The following is a 735-nucleotide window of genomic DNA, read 5'->3' as shown; positions in this document are numbered from 1 at the left end:
GCCCGAGGGCGCCGCCCCGGCCGGCCTCGAGCTGTCCCTCATCGACCCGGGCACGGCCGCCACGGACGAGACCGTCGCGAGCGCGCACCCGGCGGTGGCCGCCGAGCAGGCCGCCGAGACCGCCGGCCTGCCCCGGGGCGTGAAGTCGAGCGCCGTCGTCGGGGGCGCCGCACCCGCCGAGGCCCACACCGTGGCCACGGCCTCGGACGCGCGCGCGAAGATCCTCCCGGACGTCATCACCCGCGCCCAGTGGGGCGCGGACGAGTCCTGGGCGGAGGACTCCCCGCAGTTCGACCAGGTGCGCGCGCTGACCATCCACCACACGGCCGGCACGAACGACTACTCGCACGCCCAGGCCGTGGAGCAGATGCACGGCATCTACGCGTACTACACGAAGACCCTCGGCTGGGGCGACTTCCCGTACCACCTGATCACGGACCGCTTCGGCAACATCTACGAGGGCCGCCGCGGCGCCCTGGAATCGAACCCGCTGGGCACGCACGCGGGCGGGTTCAACCGGGGCACGATGGGCATCTCCACGATGGGCGACTACGACGTGGTCGCCCCGTCCGAGGAGGTCGTGGACGCGATGGCCCGCGCCACCGCCTACTAGGGCGTGTCTGAGAATAGATGCACGAGTCAGCTGAGACCCTGGGGACATGTCCCGGTTCCAGATGCTCTCTGACACCCAATGGGAGTTGATCGCCCCGATGCTCCCGACCCGGACCGGCCGCG

Annotated in this window: 1 protein-coding gene; it reads left to right on the top strand. The window is 72.1% G+C overall.

What is annotated here, in order from left to right:
* The coding region (locus D8M29_RS13280) for an N-acetylmuramoyl-L-alanine amidase (RefSeq protein WP_238693438.1) at positions 1–613 on the top strand (613 nt) is incomplete at its 5' end.
* Positions 614–735 lie beyond the last annotated feature (122 nt).

It is taken from the genome of Micrococcus sp. HSID17227 (genome assembly GCF_003989405.1).
GTDB lineage: Bacteria > Actinomycetota > Actinomycetes > Actinomycetales > Micrococcaceae > Micrococcus > Micrococcus luteus.
Note: the sequence above shows the minus strand (reverse complement) of the source record. Positions and strands in the feature narration are given on the sequence as shown.